The 23,776-nt window shown below is 60.7% G+C and carries 20 protein-coding genes; 11 read left to right on the top strand and 9 right to left on the bottom strand.

Annotation, left to right across the window (positions count from 1 at the left end; translation table 11 throughout):
- The first annotated feature begins 25 nt into the window (after positions 1 to 25).
- Both KMZ68_RS20195 and KMZ68_RS20190 read left to right on the top strand, forming a co-directional pair.
- Positions 26 to 679 carry a FecR family protein gene (locus tag KMZ68_RS20195; RefSeq protein ID WP_215612925.1) on the top strand — a complete coding sequence of 218 codons (654 nt, stop codon included), beginning with the start codon at positions 26 to 28 and terminating at the stop codon, positions 677 to 679.
- A 128-nt stretch (positions 680 to 807) separates the two neighbouring features.
- Complete coding sequence (locus tag KMZ68_RS20190) at positions 808 to 1,635, top strand: tetratricopeptide repeat protein (RefSeq protein ID WP_249779425.1); 828 nt, start codon at positions 808 to 810, stop codon at positions 1,633 to 1,635.
- 151 nt (positions 1,636 to 1,786) lie between these two features.
- Here the strand turns inward: KMZ68_RS20190 and KMZ68_RS20185 are convergent, their stop codons facing one another.
- The 5 genes from KMZ68_RS20185 to KMZ68_RS20165 are packed head-to-tail and all read right to left on the bottom strand — an operon-like array spanning position 1,787 to position 6,360.
- Positions 1,787 to 3,154 carry an NAD(P)H-dependent oxidoreductase gene (locus KMZ68_RS20185; RefSeq protein ID WP_215612924.1) on the bottom strand — a complete coding sequence of 456 codons (1,368 nt, stop codon included), beginning with the start codon at positions 3,152 to 3,154 and terminating at the stop codon, positions 1,787 to 1,789.
- 55 nt (positions 3,155 to 3,209) lie between these two features.
- On the bottom strand, positions 3,210 to 3,788 hold the full coding sequence (gene rfbC, locus KMZ68_RS20180; RefSeq protein WP_215612923.1) for a dTDP-4-dehydrorhamnose 3,5-epimerase: 579 nt from the start codon (positions 3,786 to 3,788) through the stop codon (positions 3,210 to 3,212).
- A 14-nt stretch (positions 3,789 to 3,802) separates the two neighbouring features.
- Complete coding sequence (locus KMZ68_RS20175; RefSeq protein WP_215612922.1) at positions 3,803 to 4,879, bottom strand: NAD-dependent epimerase/dehydratase family protein; 1,077 nt, start codon at positions 4,877 to 4,879, stop codon at positions 3,803 to 3,805.
- Positions 4,880 to 4,894: 15 nt separating this feature from the next.
- Positions 4,895 to 5,548 carry a PIG-L deacetylase family protein gene (locus KMZ68_RS20170; RefSeq protein WP_215612921.1) on the bottom strand — a complete coding sequence of 218 codons (654 nt, stop codon included), beginning with the start codon at positions 5,546 to 5,548 and terminating at the stop codon, positions 4,895 to 4,897.
- Complete coding sequence (locus tag KMZ68_RS20165; protein ID WP_215616413.1) at positions 5,545 to 6,360, bottom strand: glucose-1-phosphate cytidylyltransferase; 816 nt, start codon at positions 6,358 to 6,360, stop codon at positions 5,545 to 5,547. Before KMZ68_RS20165 ends, KMZ68_RS20170 begins: the two co-directional genes overlap by 4 nt.
- Before the next feature lie 298 nt (positions 6,361 to 6,658).
- On the opposite strand from KMZ68_RS20165, the gene KMZ68_RS20160 reads away from it, so the two are divergent.
- The 6 genes from KMZ68_RS20160 (at position 6,659) to KMZ68_RS20135 (ending at position 14,273) form a co-directional block, all read left to right on the top strand.
- Positions 6,659 to 7,612 (top strand): Wzz/FepE/Etk N-terminal domain-containing protein, encoded by a 954-nt coding sequence (locus KMZ68_RS20160; RefSeq protein ID WP_215612920.1) that lies wholly within the window; start codon positions 6,659 to 6,661, stop codon positions 7,610 to 7,612.
- 53 nt (positions 7,613 to 7,665) lie between these two features.
- Positions 7,666 to 8,976, top strand: coding sequence for a lipopolysaccharide biosynthesis protein (locus KMZ68_RS20155; protein ID WP_215612919.1), 1,311 nt, complete (start codon positions 7,666 to 7,668; stop codon positions 8,974 to 8,976).
- Between the two features lie 13 nt (positions 8,977 to 8,989).
- Positions 8,990 to 10,366, top strand: coding sequence for an O-antigen ligase family protein (locus KMZ68_RS20150; RefSeq protein ID WP_215612918.1), 1,377 nt, complete (start codon positions 8,990 to 8,992; stop codon positions 10,364 to 10,366).
- Positions 10,363 to 11,838 carry a right-handed parallel beta-helix repeat-containing protein gene (locus KMZ68_RS20145; protein WP_215612917.1) on the top strand — a complete coding sequence of 492 codons (1,476 nt, stop codon included), beginning with the start codon at positions 10,363 to 10,365 and terminating at the stop codon, positions 11,836 to 11,838. Before KMZ68_RS20150 ends, KMZ68_RS20145 begins: the two co-directional genes overlap by 4 nt.
- Before the next feature lie 323 nt (positions 11,839 to 12,161).
- Positions 12,162 to 13,124: a glycosyltransferase family 2 protein gene (locus KMZ68_RS20140; RefSeq protein WP_215612916.1), complete on the top strand. Its 963-nt coding sequence runs from the start codon at positions 12,162 to 12,164 to the stop codon at positions 13,122 to 13,124.
- Between the two features lie 84 nt (positions 13,125 to 13,208).
- Positions 13,209 to 14,273, top strand: coding sequence for an alpha/beta fold hydrolase (locus tag KMZ68_RS20135; RefSeq protein WP_215612915.1), 1,065 nt, complete (start codon positions 13,209 to 13,211; stop codon positions 14,271 to 14,273).
- Positions 14,274 to 14,313: 40 nt separating this feature from the next.
- Here KMZ68_RS20135 and KMZ68_RS20130 read toward each other — a convergent pair whose 3' ends face one another.
- The 4 genes from KMZ68_RS20130 to KMZ68_RS20115 all read right to left on the bottom strand — a co-directional run bounded on the left by KMZ68_RS20130 (position 14,314) and on the right by KMZ68_RS20115 (position 18,681).
- Positions 14,314 to 15,144, bottom strand: a complete 831-nt coding sequence (locus tag KMZ68_RS20130; RefSeq protein WP_215612914.1) for a WecB/TagA/CpsF family glycosyltransferase — start codon at positions 15,142 to 15,144, stop codon at positions 14,314 to 14,316.
- An 11-nt stretch (positions 15,145 to 15,155) separates the two neighbouring features.
- The gene (locus tag KMZ68_RS20125; RefSeq protein WP_215612913.1) at positions 15,156 to 16,409 is read right to left on the bottom strand and encodes a nucleotide sugar dehydrogenase; all 1,254 of its coding nucleotides are present in this window, start codon (positions 16,407 to 16,409) and stop codon (positions 15,156 to 15,158) included.
- Complete coding sequence (locus KMZ68_RS20120) at positions 16,406 to 17,518, bottom strand: hypothetical protein (RefSeq protein ID WP_215616412.1); 1,113 nt, start codon at positions 17,516 to 17,518, stop codon at positions 16,406 to 16,408. Before KMZ68_RS20120 ends, KMZ68_RS20125 begins: the two co-directional genes overlap by 4 nt.
- Before the next feature lie 335 nt (positions 17,519 to 17,853).
- A complete protein-coding gene (locus tag KMZ68_RS20115; RefSeq protein ID WP_249779424.1) occupies positions 17,854 to 18,681 on the bottom strand; it encodes a helix-turn-helix domain-containing protein in 828 nt (275 codons plus the stop codon).
- Between the two features lie 409 nt (positions 18,682 to 19,090).
- Here KMZ68_RS20115 and KMZ68_RS20110 point away from each other — a divergent pair, with 409 nt between their 5' ends.
- The 3 genes from KMZ68_RS20110 to KMZ68_RS20100 all read left to right on the top strand — a co-directional run bounded on the left by KMZ68_RS20110 (position 19,091) and on the right by KMZ68_RS20100 (position 23,691).
- Positions 19,091 to 20,398: a polysaccharide biosynthesis/export family protein gene (locus KMZ68_RS20110; RefSeq protein ID WP_215612912.1), complete on the top strand. Its 1,308-nt coding sequence runs from the start codon at positions 19,091 to 19,093 to the stop codon at positions 20,396 to 20,398.
- 699 nt (positions 20,399 to 21,097) lie between these two features.
- Positions 21,098 to 22,114 carry an NAD-dependent epimerase/dehydratase family protein gene (locus KMZ68_RS20105; protein ID WP_215612911.1) on the top strand — a complete coding sequence of 339 codons (1,017 nt, stop codon included), beginning with the start codon at positions 21,098 to 21,100 and terminating at the stop codon, positions 22,112 to 22,114.
- Between the two features lie 56 nt (positions 22,115 to 22,170).
- Positions 22,171 to 23,691 (top strand): sugar transferase, encoded by a 1,521-nt coding sequence (locus KMZ68_RS20100; RefSeq protein WP_215612910.1) that lies wholly within the window; start codon positions 22,171 to 22,173, stop codon positions 23,689 to 23,691.
- The last annotated feature ends 85 nt before the right edge of the window (positions 23,692 to 23,776 follow it).

Here is a 23,776-nt window from a genome sequence, read left to right as displayed (position 1 = left end):
CGCGATCTTCTCAGAAGGGGGGATCATGTGCACACATACGATCGCCGTATTGGTGGCAAGTCTCGTTCTGGCGGTAGCCGGCGTTTTCCCTGCTCAGGCGCAACGCGAGTTCGCCGCGCCCGCCGTGCGGGACATCACATTGAAACCCATCGGGAGAATTGTTGCCGCTACGGGTGCGGTCACAATTGAACCCACGAGTGCCAGGGTCATTCAGGCAAGTACCGTCAGTCAGGCCGGTCAGGCCAAGGCTGGTGATCTCGTCTATCTGGGCGACGTGGTCGCGACCGGCGCTGACGGCCGGGTCGGCATTAACTTCACCGATGGTTCCTCGTTCAATCTGTCGAATAGCGCTCGCATGGCTTTGGACGAGTTCGTGTACGACCCCAACGGGAAGTCGAACTCGACCTTGCTAAGTCTGACCAAGGGAACGATTACTTTTGTTGCCGGAAAAATAGCGACGACTGGTGACATGAAGATCGACACCCCTGTCGCGACTGTGGGGGTTCGAGGTACTACGCCACACGTCGAAATTCAGGACGATGGGACGGTCAAATTTTCTACTCTTATTGAGGAGGGCAAGAGCAAGCTCACGAAAAAGCCGGGGACGCCCGCCGCGGCGCAGCAACCCGAGCAAAAGCCCCATCCCAAGTCAAACTTGAACATCTGTCGAGGGTGCTAGGGCGTCTGCGAGACGCAAGCTGGTCCCGGTAGGAGCAATTTGCCAGTCAAACAAATCCGGACGTGCAACGCTCAACCGCCAGATATCAACGACCGCATATTCCTTAATTCCAAAATCGGAAGCCTGATATGGAATTTAGTGCAAGCGGACGCATCATCCACGGCATGGCGCCCATACTCTTCTTGCTGCTGCTCGGGCCGCCGGCGGTGGCGCAGAACTCGAAGAAGAGCAGCAATATCGAGAATATTGCGCTGTGCAACGGCGCGGATCGCACCTCACTCGAATCCCGGATCAATGCTTGCGCGGCGCTCATCGATTCTGGGCAAGCCACGACGGCTGCCATGGCTATCGCCCACAACAATCGTGGCAATGCCTATGTCGCGAAGGGAGACCACGACCGCGCTATCCAGGATTTCGACCAATCGATCAAGCTCAATCCGGCCTACGCCAAGCCCTTCAACAATCGCGGTGCAGTTTACGTGAAGAAGGGCGAATACGACCTCGCGATCAAATCTCTCGATGAGGCGATCAGGCTCAATCCCGACTATGGCAGAGCTTTTGCCAACCGTGCCGGAATCCACCTGAAGAAGAACGAGTATGACCGTGCGGCGCGGGACTATGACGAGGCCATTCGCCTCGAGCCCGATCTGGAAGCCGTATGGAGCGGACGCTGTTGGACCCGCGTTATCCTCGGCGAGTTGCAGGCGGCGCTGGAGGACTGCAATAGGGCGCTTCAGTCGGGGCCGGACAAAGCCGAGACGTATGACTCGCGTGGGTTGATCCACCTGGAGATGGGTCAGCTCGACGCGGCTATCGATGATTACGATTCTGCATTGCGGATCGACCCGAAGCTCGCGAGCGCGCTCTATGGACGTGGGCTCGCCAAGCTCAGGAAGGGCGACAAGGCCGGCAGCGATACCGATATCTCAGCGGCAAAGACGATCCAGGCCAGATGACTTCACGCGCTATGGGGTGCCGTAGACGGCCGAACGCAGGGCTCCGGATCCAGCCACATCCGGCTGGAGTCGGGCCCGGAGTGCCCCGCTCGACATCCTGTGCCACGTCTTCCCCTCTTATCCGACAAGGAAGACAGCGCCAATGCTTCCGTCAGATATCTGCGGAGACTGTGGCTTGTCGCGCCTGTTCGGCGAGCTGCGGCGCAGCCAACAGGTCCTCGAGCCACGTCTCGCCACGGAATTTGCGGTACTGCTCTGCCCGCAGCCGATCCGCCAGGCGTCCGGCCGGCAACCCAACGTCGTCGTAGGTGATCACGGCGTCCTTGGCGATGCCGCGCTTCAACCGGCACCCCTGCACCAGGCCTTCCGGCAAGTAGCGGCCAGCGCTCATCTCATCGGCATTCACTGCCTCTCCATACGTCATGTACATGCCGTAGTCGTCGAGCACCTCGCCGGCCTTGAGATCGCGCTTGGCGACGGCGCAGACTTCGACCACGGGGCCGCCCAGCGGCTTGGTGGTGGGATCGCGGAACAGTACCGCGCGCGCAATCGCGTTCGGCGCTTCAAAATGCACCAAGTGATAGGGGATGAAGAACGAATAGAGCGGCCCCGGTCCCATCTTGTACAGGCTTAGATAGTGCTGCTGCTTGGGGTCGGGATGCTCGGCCAGGCAATAGACCTTGGTCAGCGGCGTCCCCACCACGTAGTCGATCGCGCCGCCGAGCTTGCGCAGTTCCTCGACGTCGTATAATTCGCCGATCTTGAGCACGTCGCCGGTGTATTGCAGTCCGCGCGACATGCCGCGCGAGCGCACCTTGAATCCCGTCGCGTTGGCTACGATGCTCTGCTCGAAGCTGATTTTGGAGCCATCGGCGAAGCTGGTCACCATCGCGGCGTTCTGTCCCCAACGCTCGGCAAAGCCCTGTTGCGTGGTCGGGTTACGATAAGGATCCTGCAGGCCTTTCACGTTCCCCATCAGGCGCGGCGTGAGGCCAAGGCCCTTGACCCAGCGATAAAGATTCATCTGCACGCCCGGCTCGTCGCCCTCACAACCGGTGAGGATCGCACCATGCTGGTCGGCATAGGTCTGAAGGATGGGGCCGATGGTGGCATCGAGCTCGGCGTTCATCAGCACGACGTCCTTTCGATACTCGAAGGCTTCGAGCACGACGTGGGCGCCATATTCGACCGAGCCGGTAACATCGACGAGTACGTCGATGTGCGGGGAGCGTGCGAGGAGCATCGGGTCGCCGGTTGCCACCGGCCGCGCGCGTGCGGCGGCATGATCAAATTTGAGCTGCGATTCGGCGACGACAATGTCATCATGTCCCGCGTACTTGAACACCGCGACCGCCCTCTCGGGACGCCGGTTGGATATCGCGACGACCCGCATTCCGGGTGTGCTGTTGACGATCTGATTGGTCAGGCCCTGGCACATGAAACCGGCGCCGACGATGCCGACGCGGATGGGCCTGTGCTGATCGGCGCGAGCCTTCAATGCCGTATCGATGATCCACATGTTCTTCCCCACCGCCGCTCAACGCATCCGCCGGGCGGTTCATCTGCAGGAATCGTCACGCAGCCGCCATTGCGGGCGACATCCTGCGTTTCACCTCGTCTTCGACTTCATACAACGGGCGGAACGCCTGATCCTTCGATGAGATCACCGAGACCGGTAGCGGCCATTTGAGCCTCAGCCATGGGTCGTCGTAGCGGAGCCCGCTCTCGGCGCTCGGAGTGTAGAACTCGCCCACCTGGTAACTTGTGTCCGTGCTGTCGCGCAGCACCTGGTAGCCGTGCGCGAAACGCTCCGGCACGTAAAGCGCGCTCATATTGTCCTCGTTGAGCTCAACGGAGATGTGCCCGAGGTAGGTCGGGCTCTCGGGCCGCAGATCGACGATGATGTCGAGGATGGCGCCGCGCGTGCATCGCACCAGCTTGCTCTCGGCGGCCGGTGGATACTGGAAATGCATACCGCGTAGCGTGCCTTTCTTTGCGTTCGAGGCGACGTTGGCCTGCGCAATCACGGACTTCAATCCATGGTCGCGGAATTCGTTCTGGCAGAAGGCGCGCGCGAAGAAACCCCGCTCGTCCGTCTTGCGGTCGAGATCGATGATGAAGGCGCCCTTGAGCTTTGTTTCGGTGAAGATCATCGCCCGCCTCCGATTTACCCCTTGACGACAGAAAGCGGCCGGTCCGCTGCCGGTTCGGCAGCCCGGCGATGTCGCAGGTCGTCAGCGAGGATGCCGTCGGCGATCAGTTTCTGGATGTGGCCAATGCGCTGGTAACGCGGCCCCTCGAACTCCTCGAGCGTCAGCTTCGATCGGCGAAAGGCGTTATAGAGCTGCTCGGCACCGCGGCGCGCATCCCATTGTGGCTTGAAGGCGGGCAGCACGCGTGCGATCTTGTCGAAGTTGACGCGATAGGAGCGCGTGTCGGGGCTCGCATCAGGAGCGATCTCGAGTCGGCAGCGCGGAACCACATCGGCGACGATGGCGGCGATATCGCGGATGCGGTAATTATGCGCGGTCTGGCCGACATTGAACGCCTGATTGAAGACGATGCCCGCCGGGGCTTCCAGCGCCGCGATGAAGGCGCGCGAGATGTCTTCAATGTGGACGATCGGCCGCCAGGGCGACCCATCCGACTTCAGATAGATGAGGCCCTTGGTGACAGCCCAGGCCACCAAATTGTTGAGCACGATATCGAAACGGATGCGTGGCGAGACGCCGTAAGCGGTCGCCGGACGCATGTAGGTCGGGCAGAAGTCGTCGCCGGCGAGGGCGGAAATATCGCGCTCCGACCGGACTTTGGATTCACCGTAGGCTGTAACCGGGTTCAGCGCCCCGGTTTCATCGAGCATAGCCTCGCCGGCCCGCCCGTAATTGCTGCACGAGGAAGCCAGCAGGAATCGCTTGACGCCCGCCTCTTTGGCAAGCACGGCGAGGCGCACGCTGCCGCGGTGATTGATCTCGTAGGTGAGTGAGGGACGGAAGTTTCCGAGCGGGTCGTTCGAGAGGGCGGCCAGATGAATGATGGCGTCGAGCCCTTCGAGATCTTCGTGTGCGACGTCACGGACGTCTTTGCGGATATGCGGCACCGGCGCGATGCTGCCTCCGGCGCCAAATGTGCAGCGTTCATAGAGATTGCTGTCGAGCCCGACCACTTCGTGGCCCGACCGCAGCAGCATCGGGACCATTACGGTTCCGATATACCCTAGATGGCCCGTCACCATTACACGCATGACCGTTCACCCCGTTCAGTGCACCACCATCTTCCTTGCGTGGAAGGCTTCCGCGAATCCGTCCGGCGCCCGGCATTCCGCGCCGCGCAGCCGCGCCAGACCCATGAAGGTTTGCGCGTCGAACCAGTCCTTTGAGCGCTGCGTGCCGAAATGGTCGAAGAGCAGCTTCGCCTTGCGCTCCATCAGCGTCTTGCTGGCCGGGATGAAGACGTTTGGCTGGCTCAGATCGCCGTCCCATTTCGGGATTTCGTATTCGAGGATCGCGTGGTCGCGAAACGTGTTCCAGGTCAGCATCGATACTTCACGATGATCCTGGTGTGCATCATTGCGCGAGTGGGACAGGATCACGTCGGGCGATGTGCGTCGTTTCAACGCCTCGAACCAGGTCTTGATGTCGGCTCCCTGATACGGAAAGAAGCCGTCCTTGAACTCCGCCAGCTCGATGACCGACCGCGCGGCGTCTGCAAGGAATGCTTCGGCGGATGCACGCGCTTCGTCGGCACGTGGGCCGCAGGCGCTCAGCACCGCCCAGTGCACGTCCAAACGCACGCCGCGCGCGATCCAGCCCAGGATCGTTGCGCCGGCACCGATTTCGATGTCGTCCGAATGCGCGCCGATGCAGAGAACCGACAGGCGCTCACCCGAACCTGCAAGCTCAACGAGCTTCATCCAATCTTCCTTTCGGTCCCGGCTGAGCCGGCGGGGGAGGCCGGATTGAGGAGCCAAGGCATCGTGCCTTTCTCGACGAGGTCCTCGAGTATCTGCTTGTCTTTCAGCGTATCCATCGGACGCCAGAAGCCGTCGTGCTGGAAGGCCATGAGCTGGTCGGCTTCAATCAGGCGTCTGAACGGTGCCTCGACGAGTTCATCGCCCTCGCGCATGTAGTCGAATATTTGCTTGCGGAAGACGAAGAAGCCGCCGTTGATCCAGAGATTGGCCTCCTGGCTGGCGCGGATGCGCTCGACCTTGCCGTCGGGCCGCATGTCGACCAGATGCAGGCTGAACGACGGCCGCACCGCGGTAAAGCACGCAATCTTCCCGCTCGCGCGGAAGGCCGTGATCATTTCAGTCAGATTGACGTTGGAAAGTCCGTCGCTGTAGTTGGCGAGGAACATGTCCTCACCCGCGACGTGTTCGCGTACCGCCCACAGCCGCTCGCCGATATTGCGCCAGATGCCGGTGTCGATCATTGCGATGCGCCAGTCCTGCTGCGGATCGCCCAGAATCTCGACCTGATTGCCAAAGCCCTTGACGACGCAGTCGGCGTAGGTCTGCGGCTTGTAGTTCAGGAAGTATTCTTTGATGACGTTTGCCTTGTAGCCAAGGCACAGGACGAAGTCGTTGTGGCCGAACTGGCTGTAGTAGTGCATCAGGTGCCAGAGGATCGGCTTGTCCCCGATCGGAATCATTGGCTTCGGGATGCTTTCGGAGACGTCTCGAATGCGCGTGCCGAGACCGCCGCAGAACAGAACTGTTTTCATTTCAGCGGCCTTTGTTCGGGCGTGTCGCCTGTCGGCTTGCACCCATGTCAACGCCGTATCTCGGACAGTGAGGAACGTGCGACCTGCCGGCGCATCGTCGTCTTCCGTCTCCCGGAAAGAAGGGTGTCGGTGACGGTGCACGGAGTCAACCTGCCGTCCGAGGTACCCCCTTGGAAGGCGCACTATGCCGGAGCCAAGGAGGAGTTTCGCATCGTGACTTTCGAGGTAGCCACTATGCAGCGCATGCGTCGCCCAAAGCGCTGCCCGCTACCCGCTCCGATCGGATATTGAATCAACGATGAATGTGCAGCTCAAAGTCGATCATCCGAAACGGCCCAGAAAGCGGTCCAGTCTTCAGTTCGGGCGCTCGGACTATCGAGCCCACTATGAAGAAATGGCCGTCCGGACACTACGGACGATTGTACGGCACGGAAGGTTCATCGTCCTGCTCGTCGCGCTCGCGTTCGCATTCGCGTGCATCATCATACCGCTGATGCCGCGCAAGTATTCGGCGGAGGCTCTCATCTATCCGGATCTGGTCTCCCGTGAGCAGGGAAAAGTCGTGGCCCTGGCAAGCGTCGACGGCGCGGCCATTGTTACCGGTGAGGCTCGCTTGCTTCGCTCCGATCCGATCCTGCGGGCGGTCGCAAGGCGGCTCGGGCAGGATCCCAAGGCGACCCCGTCGCGCTCGTGGGCGACGCGGGGCCTCGACTGGTTTCGGGATGCCTATCTACCGGAGACCCGTAACCACTCGCCATTCGATCGCACGGTCGCGATGTTGCGCAACAAGGTGGTGGTGATGAACGACACCCGTTCCTACCTCATCTCCATCTCCTTCACGGCGTCCTCCGCCGAGGAAGCCGCGCAGGTCGTCAACGCCTTCGTGATCGAGTACCTCCGCGACAAGATCAGACAGCGCAGGCTGAACAAGGAGGTCGAACTGCGCCAGCAATTGGCGGTTTACGGCGAGAAGCATCCGAAGACCTTGCAGGCTTTGGCCGAACTTGACGCGGAGCGCGCCGCGTTGGAGGCCGCGACGAACCCGCAGGATGTCGATCGGGAGGAGGCCGCCGACGACCAAAGCGTCAAGATGGCGGTGCCAAATCATACGCCGACGAGCCCCAAGGGATTGGCGATTCTCGGACTGTCGTTACTGTCGGCCTTGTTGGCCGGCATTGGCCTGGCCATCTGGCGCGATCGCAGGGAAATGGAACGCAAGCACACAGTCGATTACCAGCCGCATCCGCAATAGCACGAACGTAATCCTGCATCCCGCGAGGGACCGAGGTCGTCGAAGGCTTTTCCATGGGCGCTAGACTTCTCATCCAGAGAGCATCATGGACGCTCATCGACCAGGGCGTGGTGAGCTTCGGCAATTTCCTGCTCAACGTGACGCTCGCGCGCACGCTCAGCGAGGAGGATTACGGCGAATTCGCGCTCTTCCTGGGCGCCGTATTCATGCTGCGGACGATCGATTACTCCCTCGTCTCCTATCCGCTGTCGGTGCGCCTGTGTGTCGCAAGCGGCGAGGAGCGCGCCGGGCTGCTCGGGAACACGATTCTGCTCGCCGTGGCCCTTGGTCTCATGCTGGCCGTGGTCATGGCGCTTGGAACCAGGGTGCTGGAGGTCGACAATATCGTGTTGCCGGCGTGCCTCTGCTATTTGTGCTGGCAGGCACAGGAGACCTCGCGGCGATGTCTGCTTGCCGATTTTCGCTACCGTGCGGCGGTGGCCGGAGACGGTATCGCCTATGTCGGACAGGCCATGCTGATCGCGCTTCTGGCCTGGCTCGATGCCATCACGCTCCCGGTCGCGCTCTATATGATGTCGGCGACGTTTGGCATCGGCGCCATGATGCATGCGTCGAAGCTGCGGTTCGGCTGGCCGAATTTCGCCGAATCGCGGCGACTGGCCCGTGAATGTTTCGCGGTCGGAAAATGGTCTCTCGTCAATTACCAGCTGGTGCTGGCCCGCGTTCAGCTGCTGCCGTGGATGCTGGCGGCTCTTGCAGGCACTGCGACGACCGCCTCGCTCCAGGCTGGCCTGAACATCGCCAATATGATGAACCCGATCATCTTCGGGATCGGCAACGCCGTACCTCAGGTCGCTGCTCATGCGTACCGCAGTGGGGGCACGATCGGTGCGTCGCGCGCCGCCCTCGGCTATGTCCTCTTCGGTTTGAGTCCGATTCTACTGATTTCCGCCGCAGGCGTTCTGATGCCGGAGCTGCTTCTGCGGACGGTCTATGGTCCGTCGTCGCCTTACCTCGCCGCCGCTGCGGGCTTGCAGCTCCTCATGATCGCCGGCGTGCTCGACTATGTCGCGGAAATGATCAGCAAGACGCTGCTCGGCGTTGAGGCCGGCAGGCTCGCTTCTCTGGTCAATGTCGCGGCCGTCGGCACAGCAGCGGTGCTGGCCTTCGTGCTCATTGGTCCATTCGGCGTGTTCGGTGCGTGCCTCGCTCTCCTGGTCGCCAATCTGGTGCGGGCGACCGGCGCCCTGATCGCGATTGCCTGGCTGATCGCCGACGAACGATCCCGCACGCTGGCGCGGTCTGTGGCCGCCGTCAGTGCAGCCCCGCTCGACAAGGTCCTCGGTGCCCCCGCGGAACAATGAGATAATTGCAGCGATGCGCAATATGCAGGCAGCAACGGCCAATAGCGTGAAGAGAGGATCTCGGGGTGCGCTTTCCGGGAGCGACTGGTATCTCGCGCTGCTTGCGATCGTGTTGCTGGGCTATGCGCTGATGGGTAAGGGATTCGCCTATCTCGGCGTTCCGCCGCTCTACGTCGGCGAGATCGCCTTTCTCGCCGGCATCGTGGTCTTTCTCCGGATCGGCTCATTTGCCGGCACGCTCGCAACGCTGCCGGCTGTCTCCCTCATTGCGCTGATGGGCTGGGTCCTCGTGCGCACGCTTCCGTTCGTTGGCCAGTATGGGATCGAGTCCCTGCGCGACAGCGTCGTGGTGATCTACGGCTGCTTTGCCTTCTTCGTGATCGGATTACTGCTGGAAGATGCGCGCCGGATCAACGCGCTGCTTCGCTACTACGGGATCATGCTGGTGAGCTTCCCGGCTATTCCGGTAGGGTTCTGGCTCACCAAATACTGGGGGGACTATATCCCGCGACTATACGGTCCGGTGCCGATCGTGGAGATCGGGGCGAGCGCGGTCGGAACGCATCTCGCTGGCGCGATGGTGTTCGTCCTGATTGGCTACCGGAAGGTCTCTTTCCTCTGGGTTTTCGTCTGGTTCACGACGCTGGCTTTGGTCAGTGCGACCAATCGTGGCGCAACGCTTGCCGTTATCGTGCCAGTCACGATCGCGATGCTGGTGCTGGGACGGTACCGCCTGCTGCTCATCACCGTGGGGGCAGCGCTAGGCATATTCGCCGTGCTCCTCGCGCTGGAGTCGACCTTTGGGGAATACGAGGAGGCCAAGGATTCGATCGAGCGGCCGGTCAGCGCTCACCAGATCGTCGAAAATGCCAAGAGCATCATCGGACAATCCGGCCAGCAAACGGAAGGCACCAAGCAGTGGCGTCTGAACTGGTGGGATATCATCGTCAGCGATACCATATTTGGACCCAACTTCTGGACCGGCAGAGGATTCGGAATCAATCTCGCCGCCGCCGACGGCTTCGCCGGCACGGACTATCGGCGCCATGATCGCCCGCCAACGCGCAGCCCGCATAGCGCGCACATGACCCTGTTGGCACGCGCTGGGGTTCCGGGCGCGGTGCTGTGGGCGCTGGTCCTGATGTCATGGTTCGGCTTGCTGATAAGGGCGATGCTGACGGCCCGCGCGCGCCGTCAGGGGCGATGGCTCGAGCTGTTCTTGTTCATCGGCTGCTACGCGATGGCAATTCTCATCAACGCGACGTTCGACGTCACGCTCGAAGGCCCGATGCAGGGTATCTGGTTCTGGTGCCTGTTCGGCTTCGGCGTAGGATCGGTGATGGTCTATCGCGCTCAGCAGTCTGACGGAAATGGAGCCGCAGCGCGATGATGGCGTGGACACGAAGCGCGACCGCGCGACAGGCGGGAATTGGCACGTTGGCGATCTGCAGCCTGTCGATTACCGCCGTCGCCGCCGTCGTAGGCGTCGATGGTTCGTCCTGTCCGCTCGATGCGATAGCCGTTGAGCCTGGCCAATCGATCCAGGCGGCGGTCGATCTCTCCGGCGAGGGCGCCGTGTTCTGCCTGAAGAAGGGAATTCACAGGGCGCAGGTCGTTCGGCCGCGGGCGGGCCAGCGCTTCCACGGGGAGGGCGAAACCGTTCTGAACGGTAGCTGGAGGATAGATGGCTTCAGGCGGGAGGGGCGCTATTGGGTAGCGTACGGCCAACTCCAGCGTGTCCCCAAACACGGCGAATGTCTGCCGAGCGCGCCCGTTTGCGACCAGCCCCAAGCGGTGTTCGTCGACGACGAGCCTCTGACCAGGGTACCAGGCAGGGATGCGCTTGCAACGAATGAAGTCTATATCGACTACGCAGGCGGCAGGATCTATCTCGCCGACGACCCGACGAACCGCAAGGTCGAGGCGACAATCGCCACATTCGCTTTCGAAAGCGATGCGCCCGATGTGTTAATCGGCAACCTCACCATCGAGAAGTATGGGAGCCCGGCGCAAAAAGGCGCGATCCATGCTCGGGAGGGTGTGCGATGGACGATCGAAAACTGCGTCGTGCGGCTCAACAGCGGTGCCGGGATCAGCGTCGGGACCGGATCGCGCGTGCGCAATTGCGACATTCATCACAATGGCCAGATCGGCATCGAAGGCGACGGCAAGGATATCCTCATCGAGGGCAACCGTATCTGGTCGAACAACATCTATGGCTTCGATCCGGAATGGGAAGCTGGCGGGGCCAAGATCGCCGAGAGCAGTGGCGTTACCTTCCGTGGCAATCATGTCCATGACAACAACGGTGCCGGCCTGTGGTGCGATATCGGATGTCGAAACGTCGTCTACGAGGACAACCTCGTGGAGAATAACCGGCATGTCGGTATCTTCCACGAGATTTCGTTCAACGCAGTGATCCGGAGGAATGTGGTACGGCATAATGGCAGTGGGAGAAGCTGGTTTTGGCATGCCGATATCATCGTTGCCGCATCGCAGGACGTGGAGGTGACCGGCAATATCGTGACCGCCGGGTCCGGGGCATGCGGGATCATGCTGATCGATCAGGGACGCCGCAGCGAGGAAGGCGCAATATACAAAACGCGCAACAACGTTGTTCACGCCAACGAAATGACATTCGAGGGGGCTCCTTGCGCAGGGGGCGCCTCTGACACCAATCCCAAAGACGAGAACTTTGCCATCATTCTCAATGGCAACAACCGGTTCGACACCAACACGTATCGAGCGCGGACCACAAACGGTCCGGCTCGCTTCGTTTGGGGGCACGACGTCACCGACTGGGAAGGATTCCGACGCAAGGGCCTCGAGCAGAGCGGCCGCCTGGTCTTGTACGACAAATGATGGCCAACGGCATGGAGACGGCAGCATCATGAGGGCATCTCGGATATTGCGTCTCGATAACGGCTCGGCTTGGCGTCCCGAGCGCGAGCAGTCGGTAATACTTCTGAGGAATTACCTCCAATGCCGGCTCGTGATCCGGTGCTGTCGATCAATGCGGACAGTCCCGGCCGGTCGCCTGCGGCGCTCGGAAATAGGGGCAGCTGAAGCTATGTCCGCGCGGCCGCTGCCCGCCGGTCAGAAAGGAGTAACGCGCAGGCGCTTGTTGATCGAGGTCACTGTGGGCGACATAATCGGCGCGGATCAAAGCAGGGGGCTCGAGCTCGATGCCTAAGCTCTCGATCGGCATCCCGGTGTTCAATGGACAGGACTTTCTGCCCGCGCTGCTCGACAGCTTGTTGGCGCAGACCTTCAGGGATTTCGAGATCCTCATCTGCGATAACGCTTCGAGCGATCGAACCCCGCAGATCTGCTGCGAATATGAGCGGCGCGATTCCCGCATCCACTATTTCTGCAATAGTCGGAACCTGGGGGCAATCGCAAATTTCAATCGGGTGTTCGAGCTCTCGACGGCGCCATTGTTCAAGTGGGCTGCTCACGATGATCTCTACCATGAGGCCTATCTGGACGCCTGCGTCAGCTTGCTCGAAGAAGATCCGGACATCGTTCTGGCCCACACCGGTACTGCCTTTATTGACGAGAAAAGCGAGTTCCTTCCCTTCGAACAGGAGACAGGAAGCTTCATCGATCCAAAGACCGGAAGGCGGTATTGGGCGGACGTCCCGGGCATAGGCGATACCCCTGTTGCCATCAGCCGATTTTGGCAAGTGCTCACGCGGGCGCGCTGGGGAACTCACATGTTTGGTGTTGTCCGGCGTGAAATGCTGCAGCAAACGTCCTTGCTGCCAAATTTCGCCGGCAGCGATCGTGCAATGCTGGCTGAACTGGCTCTGCTCGGCCGTTTTCGGAGCGCAAGCGAGCCACTGTTCCTGAAGCGTTTCCACGCCACCGTCTCCTGGGCTCTTGACCATGAGGAGTTGAAAAATTTTCTGAGTACGGATGGCCAGCGCTATTCGAGACGACTGCGTCAGATCAGGGCTTTCTTCGGCGCGCCAGGAGGCAAGCCGATCGGCGTGGCGAGCAAGTTGGTGTGCTTCATGCTGGTGGCCGCACATAGCGCCAAGGTCGTGGTCCAGCTCGCAGGCCAAGGTGATCCGCGCAGGGCGGCCCGTGGTTACGGGTGGCCGGGGGCGCGCGACCCGGCATTGCGCCAGAGGACACCCGGTTAGATGTCCATTGGACGACCGCTCGGTGCTCGCTTCCAGGCGCGTTTTCCCGCCCCACATGGGTGGCGTGCGTTTGGGGCCTTTCGCATGCTGAGTGGTTCAACATGGCTCCATGCCATTCGAAAGTGGCACTGGCTGTTCTATCTCCTGTTTGCGCTGGGCGCGCTAGCGGGCGTGGCGTCGTGGGCCTATTCGCCTTCGCTGTCGCCTGAGATGCTGACGGCGCGCTATGCCAATGACAAATCGAAGTTCATCGATGTCGCCGGCGTGCGCGCCCATGTGCGAGATCAGGGCAGTCCCGATGGCATTCCACTGGTGTTGATCCACGGCGCTGGCGGCTCGCTGCACGTATGGGAGGGCTGGGTGCGCGAGTTGGGATCGAAGGCGCGGCTGATCTCGGTCGACTTGCCGGGCCACGGCCTCACCGGTGCATGGCCGCGCGATGAGTACACTGTCGAGGCTTATGGAGATTTCATTGAGGCGCTGGCCGATGCGCTGAACCTCGATCGCTTCGTGCTGGCCGGACATTCGCTGGGTGGTGCCGTGGCCTGGACCTTCGCGGCGACGCGGCCGGACCGGGTGAGCCAGATAATCCTGATCGATGCGGCGGGCGAGAACCGCGAGGCGCCATGGCCGACCAGGCTCGCGCGCCTGCTGGTGGTGGGCGACATCGGCATCTACTTCAAGCCTGAGCAATGGGTGCGGCGCAAGCTTTCCGAGGCCTATGCCGATCCGGCGATGGTAACGGCCGAGCGTGTCAAGCGTACCGCCGAGCTGCAGCGCTTTCCAGGCAACCGCGAAGCCTCCCTGCAGCGCGCCCGCACCCAGGAGCCGCTCGATCCGACGCCGCTCAGGGGCCTCGCCGTAGCGACCCTTATCCTGTGGGGCGCGCAGGACCGATGGGTGCCGGTCGCCGACGCCTTCCGATTCCAGAACGACATTAGAGCCGCGAAGCTCGAGGTTTTCGAGAAGCTTGGCCACGATCCCATGGAGGAAGACCCGAAGGCCACCGCGGCCGCCGTTGCCGCCTTTCTGAAGCCGATCCCCGTCCGGCCTGCGCCAATTCCGCCACCCGCCGATCCACCGGAGAGCATTCGGCCCGCGGGTGGGAACCAGGTGACGAGCCGGAAGGCTGCCAACCACGTGCGCTGATTCTGTAGTGTTGCCGATTTCTCGAGAAACCGTCCTGGGCTTAAGCGGTGGGACGGACCTTTTTCCAAGCCCGCCCGCGCAGGATGTCCCAAAGCCAATAAGATACGAATATGGAATGATATCGGAGGTAACGCGGACCCAGTCTGAGCGGCTCCTTGCTTAACCGGTAAACCCAGGTCAACCCCATCCTTTGCATCCAGGGTGGAGCGAACGACCGGCGGCCGCTGAGTAGCGTAAACGCATCGCCCACCGCAAGGAACACGCCCCTCCGATACCGCGCCTGATTGTCGATGATCCACTGCTCCATCCGCACGCCGGGTAACGCCACCCATACGAAATCCGGATCGGCGCGATTGATGGTATCGGCGAACAATGCCTCGTCAGCCTCTGTGAAAGGCCGAAACGGCGGGCTGAGCATGCCGGCAATTTCGATATCCGGTTGCAGTTGGACGAGGACGCGCCGCAGTTCGGCGAGGCACTCCTCGGAATCGCCGAAAAAGAAATGGCGCCAGGGCTGCGGCGTGTTCCGCAATGCGTGCCGCATGAAGTAAGGACCATATACCCGGTCCTTGAGGCCGGCGCCGCGAAGATTAAGCGCCCAAACCACCGGCATCCCATCCGGCAACACGAGGTCGAACCGGGCCAGGACCCTGGCGAATTCGGGATTGTGCCGGGCTTCGCCAAGGATGTGGGTGTTGGAGGGGCAGACCGCCGTGGCCCGCGGCTCTCGCGCAAGCGCCTTGATTTGCTCCAGCGCGGAATCGTACGTGACACAAGCGACCGACGTTCCCAAGACCCCGATGGATTCGAACGATCCCTCGGTTGGATACGCGGTATCAGGTGGCGAGGAGCAGGAGGGACCGGCATCCATCGGATTTCCACTCACAAATGCCATGGCGTGAATACTCTGGTTCCCGCGGTAGAAGCCAGGTCCCGGTACTGGAGCCAGGGACAACAAATGACAGCGAGGCTCACACCGGGATTGTTCTTGAATTCTTCCCAGGAGGAAATCAGCTCGAACTCGTGGAGGCTTGGAGAATTGGCGGGGGTTGCAGCGAAATCGTGGATGAGAACGCGATAGCCGCGCCGCTTGAGCTGCTGCGCCAGAAAAAGTCCCGCCGCTTCCTCGGTAATGTAGGTGTTCGGCTTGTATGTGACGCCCAGGACCGCAACCGTGTCGCCAGGCTTGGCCATTTGCTGCACTTTCTCGACCAGCGCTTGCTTGGTTCGCTCATTCACGCGGTCCGAAGCCTCGGCCAGCGGCGCTTCCAGGCCGACCTGCCGAGCTGTGTAAGCCAGTAGACGGTTGTCGCGCGGGAAACAGGGGCCTCCATAACTCAAACCGGCGCGCAGATATTTCTTTCCAATCCGGCTGTCGTTGCCGAGAGCGTCGAGAATGACATGGATATCGGCCTGTGGATGACGCGCCGCAATCAGCCGCAATTGATTGGTGAAACTGATCTTCATGGTGATGTAACTGTTCAGCGAAATCTTCGTCAGTTCCGCGCTGATGATGGACATGCGGGCGATCCGCGGTGAATTGCGGTTATATTTCTTGTAGAGTTGTTCGAGGGCCGCGCCGCTTCCTGGATCCGTTTCGCCAATCAGCACCAGGTCCGGCTCCAGCAGACCATTGACCACATCGCCCAGCGCAATGAACTCGGGATTGTAACAGACGCTGAAATCCTGGCCGCAAACGCCACCGAGTTCGCGTTCCAACATGGGAATCAAGACCGCATCGATGGCGCCGGGCGTGGTAGTTGAACTGCAGACAAACAGATGCTTCGTCTTGCCGGCGTCCTTCATGGCCCTGGCCACCGGCTGCATGGCCCTCAGCAAGAACTCGTTGGAAAAACTTCCGTCCGGTAGACTCGGGGAGGGGGGAATGAAGAAAGTAGCATCGGTCGCGACGGTTTCTCGGGGATCGAGGGTGGCGCGAAATCGTGAATGTCCAGCCCGGATAGTTTCGGCGAGCAGTGGTTCATCCAGCGGCGCCAAACCTTCGTTGATCTTGTCGACCTTCTCCCGATCAATGTCCACTCCCACGACTTCGAAGCCGCGGGCTGCCAGCGTCGCAGCTATGCATGAGCCTAGCTTTCCCAAACCGCAAACCGAAACTGTTTTGATCGAGTTCATGTGAGGTGCACGTGTTCCGCCGTCGCACTCGCGCCGGCCTGGGTTGGGGAAAGGGTGGCTTGAGGACGCGCCTCAACAGAGGCGCGTTCGAGCCAGATTTCGCGCCACCACAAATGGATGCTGCGAGGGCAGAACATCCGCTGGCCGCTATAAAGCGCTTTGCAGCTGACGCCTTCCAGGATGACTGCCGGCGTATTCATCCGCCTCAATTGTCCGGTCTTTTCGTCGATGAAGCGCTCGACGCAGGTGCTGACGCGAAAGACCTTGCCGCAGAATGGCACGAGCTCGGCGTCGAACGAGAGACCTCTGTTCGAAAGTTTGACGTCCAGCGTCGCAAGGATTTCCTGATAGGATTTGACCCGCACCAAGTCGCCCGGCCGAAGTCCAAGATCGCGTCTGGGCGTAGGCTGGCCGACCGGGATCGTTCCCCTCAATCGGGGAAACGGAATGCCGCCGGTGATGGCCTGAATTCGATTGTATAACCAGCGAGCCGGGTGTCCCCATCTGTCGCTGAAGGCCAGCGTTCCATAATAGTAGAACAAATACAGGAAGCCGCGGGCTATCTCCGGCAGCGTTTTGTTGCCTGACCTATAGGAATCCACATACTGCCGGGCATCCCACCATCTGAGCGGTTTCGTATAGTTGAGCAGTTCGGTGGCCTGACAGTAGTATCTGGCATCTCCGCCGGCGCCATGGCGCTTTGTGGCGCCCAAGACGGCGCTCTCCGTGCAGCGCGGCGGCGGTGAGACCGGCTCCCCGCTCGGCGAATGGACGCGCCTCGGCACGTATTGGCCCTGCGCCGGCCCGTCGACGGGTTTGAGCCAGGCGCCCTTCCAGAATATGAGGCAGCCGGCCTGACATCCTCCGTAAGCCTGGCCATCGCAACGGAGGCTGAGATGGTATCCGTCCAGCAGGCGTCGTCCTGCATACTGCCCGCTGACCGTATCGCAGGTCTTGTATGCGCGCCGGTAAACACGAAAACGCTGGCCGCAATACTTGAACATTTGCGGCATGAACGGGAGTTCGTCGAGGCGGCCATTTTTGTCGAGCGTCCTGAGGATGTCTTCCTTGCTCAAAACCTCCACCCAGTCGCCTGCACACGCTTCCATGTTCAACGTCCTATCCAGCCCGGAAAGGTGGCCCCTGAACCCTCGAGTGCGAACCGACAGACGCCGACACGGGAATCGTGCTCCTCTCCCACTGTCGGAACAGGGAAATCTAGCAATTGCATACTAAGTCGATATTTTTGACGAGCCAGTGTTCCAAAAGGCGCAATGGCTATTCTTAAGGGGTAGTCCCTGGCCGTGCCGGACGCCTCTGCATGACAATCGCGAGAATGCGGCGCGGCTAAGCAGATCCGCACGACGGAGTTTGCGGATGACCAGCCAGTGGCACACACGAATAAGAATGCCGGCTATTGTTGCGCCGCCTTGGCAGGTTCACGTCAGCAGGCATCCTTGATTTGGTGGATCGGATGGCCGTGCTCAAGCGCCCATACCGCCGCTTGCGTTCGGTTCGCTACCTGGATCTTCCGCAGGATCGATTTCATGTGGACCTTGACCGTCGCCTCGGTAATGTCGCACGAGCGCGCGATCGTTTTATTGGCGTGCCCTTGCACGAGGCCGTCGAGAATCTGAGTCTCGCGCTCTGACAGTCTGGGGTGATTCTGCAGCGGCGGCGTCCAATGTGTGCCATCCTCGTGGCCGTCAAGATGCGCTACGCTACAGCCGCTTACCGTAGGCCGAGCCGGAGGCATGGGGACTACGTTGACCGATCCGGTCTCGTGTTCGGTGTCGCCCGACGGGGGCTCGTCCGTCCCAAGCTCTGGCTGATGCGACTTGTCCTTCGGTGAGGGGCGGATGGCCGGGCTCTTCGTTCTGGCCAAGACCACAACGCGGGCGTCTTCGAATGTAACGAAGTCAAGCGTTCTGATCAGCGTCTCAGGAGATGCGAACAATGGAACACAGCCGTCGACTTCCGACGTCAGTAGTTTCTGGAAGTCGGCGGCGGACGCATGCTCGAACAGCAGAACGATCTTGCTGTTGGCCCACAATTTACGAATGTTGATGGCTTCGGCGACCGCATCGTCGGTCGTCTCCGCTCCCAGGATTACAAGCTTGGGGCCATCACCCACCATTGCCGGGTCATTGATATCTGCTGCGGATGCGCTACTGCAAACGACGCGATAGCGATAATTCTTTATCAACGACTCGAGTGCTTCGCGTACAAGCAAATGAGGTTCAATGATAACAGTCGCTGTTCTTCTCGCCATGACGATCCCTCGCGGGGGGTCCCTTGGTGGACGAAAGTTTTCAGACGATCAAATGCTGGATGCCTCTGCCTTGGAACCAATCATCTTAAGGAGAAGGTAAAAGGAGTAGTGAGTCTGTGGTGGATTCTTCGTTTGCCCTGGGGTTGCCGACTGTTGATTGGGGACACAAGCATATCGTCTGCAATCGCAAGGCCCGCACGGGGATTCCGGTGACTCATCATCTAAGAAGAGGTACTTATTAAGAATCCGGCCTCCCCCGGTAGGTTATGCCAATATTACCCAGCAATATGGCATGACGACTTGGCCGAGCTATCAGCGAATTGGTAACGGGATGGCCTCCATCTTTGGGAAGTCGCAGCACAGACAGAGACAACGGTGTTCCTTGGCGACCTGTGCCTGGGCGCTGGCGATGTCCGTCATCCTTCATGCGTGGTCGATTGATCCTGCCACGGCACAGCCGGCGGCGTCCAAAGCATATCGGATTACGGCCGGCGACAAGGTTGGCGTGACCGTTTTCGGCCAGCCCGATCTATCGGGTGAATCAACTGTCGATCAAAGCGGCAGTATTCGAATGCCTATGATTGGTGAGATCTATGCAGTCAATCTTACACTGACCGAGCTTGAACAGAGCATCGCTCAAGCGCTGGCGCCGGGATATGTCCGTAACCCGACGGTCAGCATAAGAATAGCGGAGTTTAGTCCGATCTATGTACTGGGCCTGGTCCGGACGCCAGGGGTCTATCCCTACCGCGAGGGATTATCGGTGCTTGGAGCCATAGCGCGGGCGGGCGGCGTCGGCGTGTCGGAAATTCAGCAGAGCGGTATGCTCGGTGCTTTGTTGCAGGCGGAAGAGCGCGTTCGCCTGCTGGAAATAGGCCGCGTGGTCCTGCTTGCAAAGCGCGCCCGGCTGATCGCGCTGCAAAACGGCGATGACCGGATCGATTTCCCGGATATGTCAGGGCTCGTTGTCGACCCAGTCCGCATCGCCCAGATCCGCGACAGCGAACAGCTTGCGTTCACAGCAGAGAGGCAAGCCGTCCTGCAGGAGACCGAAGCTCTGCAGAAGCAGCTTCCGCGTTTGGAGGCTGAGATTGCATCACTCAAGCGCCAGGCGGAACTCGAATTGCAGCAGCGCAGCCTCAATCACGAACTGGTTGCAGACTATGAGCAGTTGGCCAAGACCGGGCTTGCGCGCAAGTCAACGTATATTGAGGTAAGGCGCGAAGAGGCGCGCATAGACGGAAATATTGGGCGTCTGAATTCAGAGTCGCTGAAGGCGGAACTCTCGATTGGCGACCTGCAATTCAAGATCACGGAGCTGCGCAATGGTTATCAGCGTCGCATGTCGACCGAACTGCGCGAGGCAGAGCGCTCCCTGCTGGAATTGACTGTTACGCTTCCGGCAGCGCATCGCGTGCGTGCCGCTTACGCGCGGCAGGTCGGGCTGTTGACTGCGGAACAAGCGCAGCAACCAGCCATAGCCGTGATCCGTGCCAAGGGCACCACGAACGTAAAGTACGACGCGTCCGTCGACTTCCAGCTGCAGCCAGGAGACGTCGTGCAGATCGGCTCGCTGTTTCCACCCGTGCCTGAATTGTCCCTGGATCGGCTTGATATGTCCGGAGAGAAGGCGGCCTCAGGCGAGACGTCATCCCGGACGGGAAACGCCGCTGCAGCGCAACGGGGCGCCGTCGGATCGACGGCGACGGTCAATTGAGCGGACAGCCGCTTCGGTCAATCGAACCGTCCGACCACTCGTGATCCAGGGCGGTTTCGGAGCCTGGTCATCATCACGCGCTCTTCCGGGCTTCGAGCATCATGCCCGGCGATCAAGTGAAGCGCTTCCTTCGATAGACCGTACTCGCGCTCAAGTTCGTCAAACGAAACTCCACGAGCGCGACGAGCGGAAATGGCTCGACTGAGCTCCAGGAGAATCGCCTCTCGCAGTGGGTCATATGGCAAAATCATGAGAATCGCCCTTCGCTGGCAATCTTTGTCACCGAAACCACCCAAACCCTTAGTCCCCTTGAATCCGCATGGCATCCGCGGTGGTGTCGCGAAAGGACCACGGCGGCAACACGTCGATAGTTAAATGCCACTGACTTCGCCGCCATCTCGTCCGGGATATGAAGTCATTCTCGAACCTGACAGCAGCTGCGGGAAATGTATCCCCTTGCCGCCCGGCGCAGCGCGATAGGTCATGTTCGCCGCGGTCGGTGCCGCATCAAGATGTGTAGCACGAGCTCAAGCGCAGTTCCATAAGCGCCGTGCGATCCGTGGCTCGCGCCGTGCGCACGGTGGAGGCCGTCGACAATCGGGCTACTCCTTCTTGGCGCTTGAGCACGTAATCGTCCGCCGTAACGTTACGCGCGGTGGCCGGTATCAACACCGAACATCGGTGATGGAGGATTCAAAAATGTCGAAAACATTGAAGCCCTGGGCGTTGGTCACAGGAGCGGGCGGCTTCATCGGCCATCATCTGGTGTCGTACCTGAAGACGGCGGGCTATCGCGTGCGCGGCGTCGACATCAAGCGGCCCGAATATGGTGGCACCGACGCCGACGAGTTCATGATGCTCGACCTTCGAGAATTGGAGAATTGTCGGATCTGCACCACCGGGATGGATTTCGTCTATCACCTGGCCGCCGACATGGGCGGAATCGGATATATCACCGCGTCCCATGCCGGGATCGCCCGCAACAATTCCTTGATGAATCTGCATATGCTCGAGGCGGCGCGCCATAACGACGTCGAGCGGTTGTTGTTTTCGTCATCTGCCTGCGTCTATCCACATGGCCTGCAGACCTCCCCGGATGTGACACCGTTGCGCGAGGAGGACGCGTTTCCTGCGGAGCCTGAAGAAGGTTACGGCCTCGAAAAGCTTTATGCGGAGAAACTCTGCCAGTATTATACGGAAGACTACGGCCTCTGCACGCGTGTCGTGCGCTTTCACAACGTGTATGGCCCGCTGGGCACCTATGATGGCGGTCGTGAAAAGGCGCCGGCGGCGATGTGCCGCAAGGTCGCATGCGCTCCAGACCCCGGCATGATCGAAGTATGGGGAGATGGCAAGCAGACACGCTCCTTCATGTATATTGATGATTGCGTCGAGGGCATTCATCGCATCATGCGATCGGACTATGGTAGGCCCCTTAACCTCGGTACGGATGAACTGGTTACCGTCGACGAGCTGGCCGAAATCGTGATCGGAGCGTCGGAAAAGAAGATCGCCATCGTGCACGATCTCTCCAAGCCGCAGGGAGTGCGCGGTCGGAACAGTGACAACACGCGGCTGCGGGAAGTGCTGCGGTGGGAGCCGCGCATGACCTTGCGCGAGGGAATCGTTCCTACCTACCACTGGATTGCTGCGCAAACGGCAGCCATGGCCCCGGTCGAAAAGAGCCTGTCCGGCGCGGCAGTCGCAGCGGAGTAGGTAGGTACCCCGGATAAAGGTTCGTTTTTGCCCGGTCATCGAACGGTTGATGACGCATGCCACACGTCGACGCACGTCTTGCCCGCACATTGTCGCCGGCCGGTGGCAAACCGTTCGGAGTTGGCGAGTGGCGCCGCGGGGGACTTCCGGAAAAGGGGACCAGACGCCGTCGAATTGTCGCCGCGGTTCTCTTTGCAGGCGACATCGTATCCGGCACCCTGGCCGTCGTCGCAGCCGCGGTGATCGTCACCGTGGCGGCCGGCCAGACAAACCTGATCGGTCGGATGCAGACACAGATGTGGCTGCTGCTGCTATTGTTACTCGGCATCAACTGTTCGCTCGGCCTCTACCGGTCCAATATCAGAAGCCCGATGGAGCGCTTCCGCCTGCGCGCGACGGCAACGTTGCTGTTTGTCTTCGCTGGAATGCTGATGTGGATTCGGGAGGGGCCGTCGGTCGAATTGGCGATCGTGCCGGTGATTGGCATGATCGCGCCTGTGCTCGGCTTGTGGACCGAGCACCTGGCCGGCGCGCTGCTCGTCAAGTCCGGTCTTCACCGCGCTCCGACTGCTATCGTGGGCACCGGCGCAAGCAGCCGCGCGCTTGCTCGCCTGTTGCTGAATCGACCGGCCTGCGGACTGCATCCGATAGGATTCATCGACGATGGTACATGCTCCGACGATGTTGTGGATGTGTTTGTGCCTCGACAGGACGCTGACAGTATAAGCGCGGTCCTGCCCGTGCTCGGTACGCTTGATGGATGGTGCGCCGATGCCGGTGCCGAAGTCGTAATCGTACCGGATTGCGAGGACCTCCCGCGGGATGCGGCTGCGCTGTATCGGCTGGGTGCCCGGCAAGTCCTGGTTATTACCCGGCTGGGCGAATTTCCAACTTTTGGCCTTCAGGTTCGCAACGCCGACTGCTTCGTGGCCCTGGAGCTGAACGGACAGCCGAGTGACTACAGCAAGGAGCTGAAGCGTGGCATCGACCTGGTCCTTGCGCTGGCGCTCCTGCTTCTCACCGCGCCCATCATCGGACTGCTCGCACTCACGATCAAACTCGCCGATCCCGGCCCCGCGTTCTATGGCCAGTGGCGCGTCGGCCGTTACGGCAGGCCAATCCGAATTCTGAAGCTGCGCACGATGTATAGGGATGCTGAGGAGCGGCTCGAGCGAGTACTCGTGAGCGATCCAGAGTTACGCAAGCAATGGCAGCGGCACTTCAAGCTGGTACGGGATCCACGCATCCTGCCGCATGTCGGCAGCCTGATGCGCCGTACCAGCCTTGATGAGCTGCCTCAGCTCTGGAATGTCATTCGCGGCGACATGAGTCTGGTGGGGCCGCGGCCGTTTCCCAGCTATCATATGGACGCATTCGACCCGCAATTTAAGGCGCTGAGGGCTAGCGTCCCGCCAGGGCTGACCGGCTTGTGGCAAATCTCCTCGCGCAGCAATGGCGACCTCGACGTGCAGCGCGCAGAGGACTGCCTCTATATCAAGAACCGCTCTCTCTGGCTCGACCTGTATATTTTGATGGCAACGCTGCCGGCCGTAGTTCGCGCGATGGGTGCAAAGTAATTGAGAGCCGTCGCTCGGTTTCCGTGGATACCAGCGCGGCCGTTGCCGGCTTGGTCGCGTGTGCTGGATCGTCGACGTTGCGTCC

Origin of the sequence: Bradyrhizobium sediminis, from assembly GCF_018736105.1 — a bacterium.
Lineage (GTDB): Bacteria > Pseudomonadota > Alphaproteobacteria > Rhizobiales > Xanthobacteraceae > Bradyrhizobium.
The sequence above is the reverse complement of the archived record's forward strand: the minus strand, read 5'-3'. Positions and strand labels throughout refer to the sequence as shown.

Bases quoted from the DNA above. Each gene is read 5' to 3' on its own strand.
- KMZ68_RS20100 (WP_215612910.1), top strand. From the start codon at position 22,171: ATGCCACACGTCGACGCACGTCTTGCCCGCACATTGTCGCCGGCCGGT.
- KMZ68_RS20125 (WP_215612913.1), bottom strand. From the start codon at position 16,409: ATGAACTCGATCAAAACAGTTTCGGTTTGCGGTTTGGGAAAGCTAGGC.
- KMZ68_RS20165 (WP_215616413.1), bottom strand. From the start codon at position 6,360: ATGAAAACAGTTCTGTTCTGCGGCGGTCTCGGCACGCGCATTCGAGAC.
- KMZ68_RS20130 (WP_215612914.1), bottom strand. From the start codon at position 15,144: ATGGATGCCGGTCCCTCCTGCTCCTCGCCACCTGATACCGCGTATCCA.
- KMZ68_RS20185 (WP_215612924.1), bottom strand. From the start codon at position 3,154: ATGTGGATCATCGATACGGCATTGAAGGCTCGCGCCGATCAGCACAGG.
- rfbC (WP_215612923.1), bottom strand. From the start codon at position 3,788: ATGATCTTCACCGAAACAAAGCTCAAGGGCGCCTTCATCATCGATCTC.
- KMZ68_RS20120 (WP_215616412.1), bottom strand. From the start codon at position 17,518: ATGGAAGCGTGTGCAGGCGACTGGGTGGAGGTTTTGAGCAAGGAAGAC.
- KMZ68_RS20140 (WP_215612916.1), top strand. From the start codon at position 12,162: ATGCCTAAGCTCTCGATCGGCATCCCGGTGTTCAATGGACAGGACTTT.
- KMZ68_RS20195 (WP_215612925.1), top strand. From the start codon at position 26: ATGTGCACACATACGATCGCCGTATTGGTGGCAAGTCTCGTTCTGGCG.
- KMZ68_RS20170 (WP_215612921.1), bottom strand. From the start codon at position 5,548: ATGAAGCTCGTTGAGCTTGCAGGTTCGGGTGAGCGCCTGTCGGTTCTC.
- KMZ68_RS20160 (WP_215612920.1), top strand. From the start codon at position 6,659: ATGAATGTGCAGCTCAAAGTCGATCATCCGAAACGGCCCAGAAAGCGG.
- KMZ68_RS20135 (WP_215612915.1), top strand. From the start codon at position 13,209: ATGCTGAGTGGTTCAACATGGCTCCATGCCATTCGAAAGTGGCACTGG.
- KMZ68_RS20190 (WP_249779425.1), top strand. From the start codon at position 808: ATGGAATTTAGTGCAAGCGGACGCATCATCCACGGCATGGCGCCCATA.
- KMZ68_RS20150 (WP_215612918.1), top strand. From the start codon at position 8,990: ATGCGCAATATGCAGGCAGCAACGGCCAATAGCGTGAAGAGAGGATCT.
- KMZ68_RS20175 (WP_215612922.1), bottom strand. From the start codon at position 4,879: ATGCGTGTAATGGTGACGGGCCATCTAGGGTATATCGGAACCGTAATG.
- KMZ68_RS20155 (WP_215612919.1), top strand. From the start codon at position 7,666: ATGGGCGCTAGACTTCTCATCCAGAGAGCATCATGGACGCTCATCGAC.
- KMZ68_RS20115 (WP_249779424.1), bottom strand. From the start codon at position 18,681: ATGGCGAGAAGAACAGCGACTGTTATCATTGAACCTCATTTGCTTGTA.
- KMZ68_RS20145 (WP_215612917.1), top strand. From the start codon at position 10,363: ATGATGGCGTGGACACGAAGCGCGACCGCGCGACAGGCGGGAATTGGC.
- KMZ68_RS20110 (WP_215612912.1), top strand. From the start codon at position 19,091: ATGTCCGTCATCCTTCATGCGTGGTCGATTGATCCTGCCACGGCACAG.
- KMZ68_RS20105 (WP_215612911.1), top strand. From the start codon at position 21,098: ATGTCGAAAACATTGAAGCCCTGGGCGTTGGTCACAGGAGCGGGCGGC.